The sequence below is a fragment of the Candidatus Methylomirabilota bacterium genome, from assembly GCA_035260325.1.
Taxonomy (GTDB): domain Bacteria; phylum Methylomirabilota; class Methylomirabilia; order Rokubacteriales; family CSP1-6; genus AR19.
Map to the genome: position 1 here is coordinate 1 of DATFVL010000208.1, position 8,421 is coordinate 8,421.

Below are 8,421 nucleotides of genomic sequence, written 5' to 3' on the forward strand. Positions count from 1 at the left end.
TCCCGCACCGCCACCCCGCTGAACTTCGTGTGCAACACCTTCGTGATCGCCGACGTCAGCGTCGTCTTGCCGTGGTCGATGTGCCCGATCGTCCCCACGTTCACGTGCGGCTTCGTCCGCTCGTACTTCGCCTTCGCCATGCGCGCTACCTCCCGTTGGCGGTCGCGACAGCGCTGCTCGGAATGGAGCCCATGTCCGGGATTGAACCGGAGACCTCGTCCTTACCAAGGACGCGCTCTGCCGACTGAGCTACATGGGCGATCCCACAAATCGTGGAGCGGGAAACGGGATTCGAACCCGCGACCCCCAGCTTGGAAGGCTGGCGCTCTACCGCTGAGCTATTCCCGCCCGAAACCATGATGGTGGGGAGGGGAGGATTTGAACCCCCGAAGGCATCCGCCAGCAGATTTACAGTCTGCCCCCTTTGGCCACTTGGGTACCTCCCCGAATCCGCCGGCATGCGATGGAACCCCTTGAAAAAGCTGGCGCTGGCGGGAGGATTTGAACCCCCGACCCACTGCTTACAAGGCAGTTGCTCTGCCACTGAGCTACGCCAGCACAGACAAAACTTCACTCTAGTCGTCAGTATTTCATAAGTCAAGCAGTGTTACCTCGCAGAGCTCGCTGCCGCGCGACCTCGTAGCAGAGCGCGGCGCCCGCCGCGCCGACGTTCAGCGAGCCGACGCGGCCGGCCATCGGGATCGTCAGCAGCACGTCGCACGTCCGCGCGACCAGCGGACGAAGGCCCTCTCCCTCGCTCCCGAGAACGAGGCAGAGAGGACCCGTCAGGTCGGCGGCCCATGCGGGCGTGCCCTGGCCGACGGCGCTGCCGTAGGTCCAAATGCCGGATTTCTTGAGCGTTTCGAGGGCGCCGACCAGGTTCGTCTCGCGCGCCACGGCGATGTACTCGACCGCCCCCATCGCCGCCCGCGCGGCGGCCTCGGTGAGCCCCACCTGATGGTGCTTCGGCACGATCACACCGTGGGCGCCGAAGACCTCCGCCGTCCTGAGGAGGGCGCCGAAGTTCCTCGGATCCTGCACCTGGTCGAGGGCGAGGAAGAAGGGCGCCTCGCCGCGACGCTTCGGGATCTCGAGCAGCTCGGCGAGGTCCGCGTACTCGGCCGACGCGACGCGCGCGACGACGCCCTGGTGGCGGTCCGTGCCCGCGATCGCCGTGAGCTGCTCGCGCGTGCGGAAGGAGACCTTGACGCCGGCACGGCGCGCGAGCGCGACGACCTCGGCGAGCGGCCCCCGCGCGCCGGCGAGCACGGCGATCTCGTCGGCGCGCTTGCCGCCGCTCCGGAGCAGCTCGAGCACCGGGTTGCGGCCGTAGATCCGGCCCTCGTCCGTCATCGGCTCACGCGTCCTTCCGCGTGACGCGCGGGCCGCTCGGCGTGTCCTCCACGGCGAAGCCCAGGCGCTCGATCTCGGCGCGGAGCCCGTCGGCGCGCCGGAAGTCGCGCCGGCTCCGCGCGTCGCTCCGCGCCTCCACCAGCCGTGCGACCTCGGGGGGCGGGCCCGCGGGCTCGACGCCACGCGCGAGGAACCCGAGCGTCCGCATGAGCGTCGCCAGCTCCTCGACGCCCGAGACGAACGCCCTCCGCGCGTCCGGATCGCCGGAGGCCCGCGCGCCGTACTCGTAGAGCACGCGGCCGAAGTCGAAGAGCGCGCCGAGGGCCTGCGGCGTGTTGAAGTCGTCGTCCATCGCGGACACGAACCGCTCGCGGTACGGCCGGAACGCCTCGGGCGGCGTCGCGGCGCCGGGCGCGCCCGACCAGAACGCCTGGACGTCGCCGATGAGGCGTGTCAGCCGTTCCAGCGCGCGCGCCGCCTCCTGCGCGCGCTCCTCCGACCACTCGAGTTGGTGGCGGTAGTGCGTGCCGAGAATCCAGAGCCGGAGCGCATCAGCGTCGTGGCGCTTGACGACCTCGCGGATCGTGAGCGTGTTGCCGAGCGACTTCGACATCTTCTCGGCGCCCATGTTGAGCATCCCGTTGTGGATCCAGTAGCGTGCGAACGTCTTCCCGGTGCCGGCCTCGGCTTGGGCGATCTCGCACTCGTGGTGAGGGAAGATCAGGTCCTCGCCGCCTCCATGGATGTCGAAGGGCTGCCCGAGGTACTTCCTCGACATCGCGGAGCACTCGATGTGCCAGCCGGGGCGTCCAGGGCCCCACGGGCTCTCCCACGACGGCTCCCCCGGCTTCGCCGCCTTCCACAGGGCGAAGTCACGCGGGTCGCGCTTGCGCTCGTCCACCTCCACGCGCGCGCCGGCGAGGAGCTCGTCCAGATTCCTGCCCGAGAGGCGACCGTAGGGCGGGAAGCTCCGGACCTCGAAGTACACGTCGCCGTCCACGATGTAGGCGAAGCCGCGGGCGACGAGCTGCTCGATGAGCTCGATCATCTCCGGGATGTTCTCGGTCGCCTTCGGCTCGACCTCGGCCGGCAGCACCCCGAGCGCCCGCATGTCCTGCCGTTCGGCCTCGATGTATCGCTCCGACACCTCGCGCGCGCTGACGCCCTCCTGGTTGGCGCGGCGGATGATCCGATCGTCCACGTCCGTGTAGTTCCGGACGAGCGTGACGCGGTACCCGCGGTGGCGGAGGTAGCGCCGGATCACGTCGAACACGATCGCGCTGCGCGCGTGACCGATGTGGGAGTAGTCGTAGGGGGTCACCCCGCAGACGTACATCCGGACCTCGCCCGGCGTGAGGGGGATCAGCTCCTCCTTGGTCCGCGTCATCGTGTTGTAGATCCGGAGGCTCACGCGCCCACCTCGACGCTCGCCACCGCCATCGCCGCGATGCCCTCGCGGCGCCCGAGCAGGCCGAGCCCCTCGGGGCTCTTGGCCTTCACGCTGACCCGGTCGGCGGCAAGCCCGAGCGCGTCGGCCAGGCGCTTGGCCATCTCCGGCAGGTGCGGCGCGAGCCGCGGCGCCTGGGCGAGCACCGTCGCGTCCACGTTGACGATCGTTCCGCCGCGCTCGGCCACGAGCGCCACCACGCGGCGGAGGAGGGCGAGGCTCGAGATCCCGCGGTAGCGCGGGTCTGTGTCCGGGAAGTGGCGACCGAGGTCGCCCAGCGCCAGCGCGCCCAGGAGCGCCTCGGCGATCGCGTGGGAGAGCACGTCGGCGTCGGAGTGGCCGCCGAGACCGAGGTCGCTCTCGACGGTCACGCCCCCGAGCACGAGGGGGCGGCCCTCGACCAACGGGTGGACGTCGAAGCCGAAGCCCGCACGCGTCACCGGCGCGCCGCGCGCCGCGCCCGGCGGAGGTCCTCGGGCGTGGTGATCTTGACGTTCTCGGGGAGCCCGCGCACGACGCGCACCGGGTGCCCGAGGCGCTCGACGAGCATCGCGTCGTCGGTGCCGACGACGCCGTCGCGCCGCGCCTTCTCGTGGGCCTCCCTGAGGAGGTCCGTGCGGAAGGCCTGCGGCGTCTGTACGGCCCAGAGCTCCGAGCGATCGAGCGTCGACTCCACGAGATCACCCCGGACGCGCTTGACCGTCTCCGCGACCGGCAGGGCGCAGATCGCGGCCCCCGACGCCTCCGCGGCGGCGACGACCGCATCGACGAGCTTCCGCGTGATGAGCGGGCGCACGGCGTCGTGGACCACCACGATCTGCGCGTCGTCGGGCACCGCCTGGAGCCCGAGCCAGACCGAGTCCTGGCGCGTGCGCCCGCCGGCGACGACCGTGAGCGGCGCGCGCCGCACCAGGGGCGTCAGGACCCGCCGCGCCCGCGTGACGTACCGCTCGGGCGCCGCGACGACGATGGCGCTCACGGACCGGTGAGCCGCGAAGTGGCGGACGGTGACGGCGAGGATCGTCGCGGCGCCGAAGCGCAGGAACTGCTTGGGCGTAGGCCCGCCGAAGCGGGTGCCGAGGCCGCCAGCCGGGATGACGACCGCGAGCTTAGCCATCGTGCGCGACCGGCGCCTCCTCCCGCGAGCGGGCGAAGATCATGCGGCCCGCCGGCGTCTGCAAGACGCTCGTCACCACGACCTCGAGCGGCCGGCCGATAGACCGTCGGCCCTGCTCGATGACGACCATCGTGCCGTCGTCCAGGTACCCCACGCCCTGCCCCGGCTCCTTCCCCTCGCGGAGCACCTGGACCGTCATCGCCTCGCCCGGCACGACGACCGGCTTCAGCGCGTTCGCCAGCTCGTTCACGTTCAGCACCGGCACCCCGTGGAGCTCCGCCAGCCTGTTCAGATTGAAATCGGTGGTGACGAGCTTGCCGCCACGCGCCCGCGCGAGCTCGATGAGCTGCTGGTCCACCTCCGTCCCGGCGACGGCGCGCTCGTCGATCTCGACGCTGACCTTCGGCAGGCGCTGGAGGCGCTGGAGGACCTCGAAGCCGCGCCGACCCCGGCCGCGCCGCACGCCGTCCGGCGTGTCGGCGACCCGCCCGAGCTCGGCGAGCACGAAGCGCGGCACCACCAGCCGGCCGTCGACGAACCCCGTCTCGCAGACGTCGGCGATCCGTCCGTCGATGATCGCCGACGTGTCGAGGATCTTGTCGAGCCCGCGGGGACGCCCGCCGGCGAGGCGGCCGGGGATCACGTCGACGTCCCCGAGCCGCGCCAGCGCCGTCGCGGCGCCGAGGTAGGCGCCGAGCAGGACGGCCATCGCGCGCGTCGCCGCGCCGGCCCCCGCGGGCACGAGGCCGGCGGCGGCGGCGCCGACCACGAGCCCGGCGCCGAGCCCGAGAAGCCCGCCCGCGGCGCCCCACACCAGCCGCTCGAGCGGGAGCGCGGCCGCGCGGATCTCGAGGAGGATGGCGACCACGGCGGCGACCGCGCCGGCGGCCGCGCCGACGGCGGCGGACACCCCGAGCGCGCGCGCGGCCGAGGCGCCGATGGCGACCGAGACGCAGAGGACGACGAGCCTGACGACGTTTCTGGTCATGGACGGTGTCCCGTCACGCGCTCAGCCGAGGAGCACGTCGAGCGCTTCGCCGACCGTGGCCACGCCACGGACCTCGAGGGGCGGCTTCGCGCGGTCGTCCACGTTGCCCCGCGGGACGACGGCGCGGCGGAAGCCGAGGGCCGCCGCTTCCTTGAGCCTGAGCTCGATCCCGCTCACCGCGCGGACCTCGCCGGTGAGCCCCACCTCGCCGAGGACGAGCACGTCGCCGGGGACGGCGCGGTCCATGTAGCTCGACGCGGTGGCGACGACGATGCCGAGGTCGGCGGCCGGCTCCGTGACCCGGCCGCCGCCGGCGACGTTCACGAACACGTCCTGGCTCGCGAGCGGCATCCCGCCGAGCTTCTCGAGCACCGCGAGGAGCAGGCAGACGCGGTTGTAGTCGGCCCCGAGCACGGTCCGGCGCGGCGTGCCGAACGAGGCGCGGGCGACGAGGGCCTGGAGCTCGAGCAGCAGCGGCCGTGTCCCCTCGAGGCTCGACACGACGACGGAGCCGGCCGCGCCCCGCGGGCGCTCGGCGAGGAAGAAGCCGGAGGGGTTCGCGACCTCGACGAGCCCGCGCTCGCCCATCTCGAACACGCCGATCTCGTTGGTCGAGCCGAAGCGGTTCTTGACGGCGCGCAGGATGCGGTACGCGTGATGGCTCTCGCCCTCGAAGTAGAGGACCGTGTCCACCAGGTGCTCCAGGACGCGCGGCCCCGCGATGGCGCCTTCCTTGGTGACGTGGCCCACGAGGAACGTGGCGACGCCGAGCCCCCTCGCGAGCGTCATGAGGCGCGCGCCGCACTCGCGCACCTGCGCGACGCTCCCCGGCGCCGACTCGAGGTCCGGCAGGTAGACCGTCTGGATCGAGTCGACGACGAGCGCGCGGGGCTTCACGTCGTCGAGCGCCGCCTGCACCGCGGCGAGGTCCGTCTCCGCCCAGAGGAGCAGCCCGTCGCCGGCGATCCCGAGCCGGTCGGCGCGGAGCTTCACCTGCGCCGCCGACTCCTCGGCCGAGACGTAGAGCACCGGCGGCGCGACCCGCGCGAGCGCCCGCGCGGCCTGGAGTAGCAGCGTGGACTTGCCCGCACCGGGTTCGCCGCCGATCAGGACGAGCGAGCCGCGGACGACGCCGCCGCCGAGGACGCGGTCGAGCTCGCCGAGGCCGGTCGCGAGCCGGTCGCCGCGCTCGAGCGAGATCTCCCGGAGCGGCCGCGGCCCCTCCCGCGCCGCCGCGGGACGCCGGGGCCCGCGCGCGGGCACCGCGCGCTCCTCCACGAGGGGGACGAGCTCGCCCGTGGCGCGCTTGCAGTCCGGGCACGTGCCCGGCTTCGGGCTCGCGAAGCCGCACTGCTGGCAGCGGTAGACGCTAGCGTCGCGCGCCGTCACCCTTGGGCTCCGTCCCCTTGTCCCCGAGGCTCCGGATGAGCGATCGCAGGAGGAAGGACCGTTCCGCGCCCTCGAGGATCGTCACGAGGCGCTCGTAGACCGTCGGGTCGCTCACGAGCGCGCCGATCGTCCCCTCGCCCGCGTTGATCTTCTGGCTGATGCCCTTGAGGTTGTGGACGGCGGCCTTCAGATCCTCGACGGCGCCGGGCAGGCCGCGGTCGTCGGCGGATCCGGTCACGAGAGCGCCGAGCGCGCCGCGCCCGCCCGCCACGCGATCCGAGATCTCGCGCAGGTTGTGCGCGGTCACGCGGAGGTCCTCGAGCGTGCCCTTGTACTTCGGGTCGAACAGGAGGCCGGGCAGGAGCCCCTCCTCGCCCTCGGGCTTCTCGACCATCCGCGCGAGCCGGTCCATGGCCAGGACGAAGCGCTTGGCCGCCGCCGTGCTCTCCGGCGAGGCGAGGACGCCGGCGACGCCCTGGCCGCGCTCGACGCGGTCGAGAAGCGCCTGGGTCGTCGCGATGGCCTCGTTGAGCTTGCGGAGGGCAACCGGCTCCTCGTAGAGCAGCGCGTGGGCCCAGCCGCGCCCGTGCTCGACCTGGTCCACGACGCGGTTGATCCGGTCCACGGTCGAGGACGCGTTCTCGATGAGCTTCGACCGGTTCAGCGTCTCGGCGGACTTGCGGAGCTCGGCCACGAGCGCGCCCACGTCCTTCGCGGCGCCGGCGCCCTCGCTGAGGATGCGCCCGAAGTCGGTCGGGTCGCGCGCGGCCAGGACCTCGCCGGCCCGGAGCGCGGGCGCGGCGGTGGTCCCGACGGTGACCTCGACGACCTTGTCGCCGAGCAGGCCCTGCGTCTCGATGCGCGCGACGGAGTCCTGCCGGATGCGGTCCGCGTAGCGCCGCGTGATGTCGAGGTCCACGCGCACCTTGCCGCCGGGCTCGCCCGGCAGGTGCACGCCGGTCACGCGCCCGATCTGCACGCCGGCCAGACGCACCGTCGCGCCCTCCGTGAGACCGGCGACCTCGGTGAAGTCGGCATGGATCACGTAGCGCGCTTCGAACAACCGGGCCCGCGCGCCCAGCGCGTAGATCGTGCCGAGGAACGCGGCGAGCGCCAGAAGCACGAAGATGCCCACGCGGAACTTGAGGCCGAGCTCGCGCCGCTCGTCGTTCACAGGCTCGCCTCACCTTCGGTTGCGGCTCGCACGGCCACGTTCATCCCTACGTTACCTCGCGTCGCCCGCCAGGAAGGCCTGGACGGCCGCATTGTCGGTCTCGAGGATCTCGGCCACGGGGCCGATCGCGGCGAACCGCCCGTCGATCAGCACGGCGACGCGGTCCGCGACCGTCTTCGCCAGCTCGAGGTCGTGCGTCACGACGATCGCCGTGTCGCAGACGCCGCCGTGGAGCGTCTCGATCAGCTCGGCGACGAGCTTCGCGTTGGTCGGGTCGAGGCCCGCCGTCGGCTCGTCGAAGAGGAGCAGCTCCGGCTCCACCGAGAGCGCACGGGCGATCCCGACGCGCTTCTTCATGCCGCCCGAGAGCTCGGCGGGGAGGAGCCGGAGCACCTCGCGCCCGAGGCCGACGAGCCCGAGGTTCCGCTCGACGCGCTCCCGGACCTCCTCCTCGCGCAGGCTCGCGTGCTCCCGCAGCGGATAGGCCACGTTCTCGTAGACCGAGAGCGAGTCGAACAGCGCCGCCCCCTGGAACACGTAGCCCATCCGCCGCCGGATCGGCAGGAGCTCCTCCTCGCTGAGCCGCTCGATGCTCCGGCCGAACACCCGGATCTTCCCCGCGTCCGGTCGGATCAGGCCCGCGATCAGCCGGAGCAGCACCGTCTTGCCCGAGCCGCTGCCGCCCATCACCACCAGGGTCTCGCCCTTCGCGAGGGCGAACGACACGCCGCGGAGCACCTCGACCGCCTCGAAGCTCCTCCGCACGCCCACGAGCTCGACGACCGGATCCGCCACGTCCGCCCTCAGTAGAACAGGGTGAGGAACAGCTTGGTGAGGAAGAAGTCCGACACGATGACGCCCATGGTCACGTGGACGACGGTCGCCGTCGTGGCGCGCCCCAGCCCCTCCGTCCCCCCCTGGGTGCTGAGTCCGTTGTAGCACCCGATGAGCGT

The 8,421-nt window shown here is 72.6% G+C and carries 10 protein-coding genes and 4 tRNA genes; all 14 read right to left on the bottom strand.

Features of this window, described 5'->3' with window-relative positions:
- A partial coding sequence (locus VKG64_13360; GenBank protein ID HKB26030.1) for a GTP-binding protein occupies nt 1-140 on the bottom strand: 140 nt, incomplete at its 3' end.
- A 43-nt stretch (nt 141-183) separates the two neighbouring features.
- Nucleotides 184-259 (bottom strand) — tRNA-Thr (locus VKG64_13365).
- A 14-nt stretch (nt 260-273) separates the two neighbouring features.
- Nucleotides 274-348 (bottom strand) — tRNA-Gly (locus VKG64_13370).
- 12 nt (nt 349-360) lie between these two features.
- Nucleotides 361-446 (bottom strand) — tRNA-Tyr (locus VKG64_13375).
- A 37-nt stretch (nt 447-483) separates the two neighbouring features.
- A tRNA-Thr gene (locus VKG64_13380) sits at nt 484-558 on the bottom strand.
- Nucleotides 559-597: 39 nt separating this feature from the next.
- On the bottom strand, nt 598-1,353 hold the full coding sequence (gene rlmB / locus VKG64_13385; GenBank protein HKB26031.1) for a 23S rRNA (guanosine(2251)-2'-O)-methyltransferase RlmB: 756 nt from the start codon (nt 1,351-1,353) through the stop codon (nt 598-600).
- 4 nt (nt 1,354-1,357) lie between these two features.
- Complete coding sequence (cysS, locus tag VKG64_13390; protein HKB26032.1) at nt 1,358-2,764, bottom strand: cysteine--tRNA ligase; 1,407 nt, start codon at nt 2,762-2,764, stop codon at nt 1,358-1,360.
- On the bottom strand, nt 2,761-3,240 hold the full coding sequence (ispF, locus tag VKG64_13395) for a 2-C-methyl-D-erythritol 2,4-cyclodiphosphate synthase (GenBank protein HKB26033.1): 480 nt from the start codon (nt 3,238-3,240) through the stop codon (nt 2,761-2,763). Before ispF ends, cysS begins: the two co-directional genes overlap by 4 nt.
- On the bottom strand, nt 3,237-3,917 hold the full coding sequence (gene ispD, locus VKG64_13400; protein HKB26034.1) for a 2-C-methyl-D-erythritol 4-phosphate cytidylyltransferase: 681 nt from the start codon (nt 3,915-3,917) through the stop codon (nt 3,237-3,239). The genes ispF and ispD overlap by 4 nt, the downstream gene beginning before the upstream one ends.
- Nucleotides 3,910-4,905 (bottom strand): PIN domain-containing protein, encoded by a 996-nt coding sequence (locus VKG64_13405; GenBank protein HKB26035.1) that lies wholly within the window; start codon nt 4,903-4,905, stop codon nt 3,910-3,912. The genes ispD and VKG64_13405 overlap by 8 nt, the downstream gene beginning before the upstream one ends.
- A gap of 21 nt (nt 4,906-4,926) precedes the next feature.
- Complete coding sequence (gene radA / locus VKG64_13410; protein HKB26036.1) at nt 4,927-6,294, bottom strand: DNA repair protein RadA; 1,368 nt, start codon at nt 6,292-6,294, stop codon at nt 4,927-4,929.
- Nucleotides 6,275-7,468: an MlaD family protein gene (locus VKG64_13415; GenBank protein HKB26037.1), complete on the bottom strand. Its 1,194-nt coding sequence runs from the start codon at nt 7,466-7,468 to the stop codon at nt 6,275-6,277. The genes radA and VKG64_13415 overlap by 20 nt, the downstream gene beginning before the upstream one ends.
- A 51-nt stretch (nt 7,469-7,519) precedes the next feature.
- Nucleotides 7,520-8,263, bottom strand: coding sequence for an ATP-binding cassette domain-containing protein (locus tag VKG64_13420; protein ID HKB26038.1), 744 nt, complete (start codon nt 8,261-8,263; stop codon nt 7,520-7,522).
- Between the two features lie 8 nt (nt 8,264-8,271).
- The gene (locus VKG64_13425) at nt 8,272-8,415 is read right to left on the bottom strand and encodes an ABC transporter permease (protein HKB26039.1); all 144 of its coding nucleotides are present in this window, start codon (nt 8,413-8,415) and stop codon (nt 8,272-8,274) included.
- Nucleotides 8,416-8,421 lie beyond the last annotated feature (6 nt).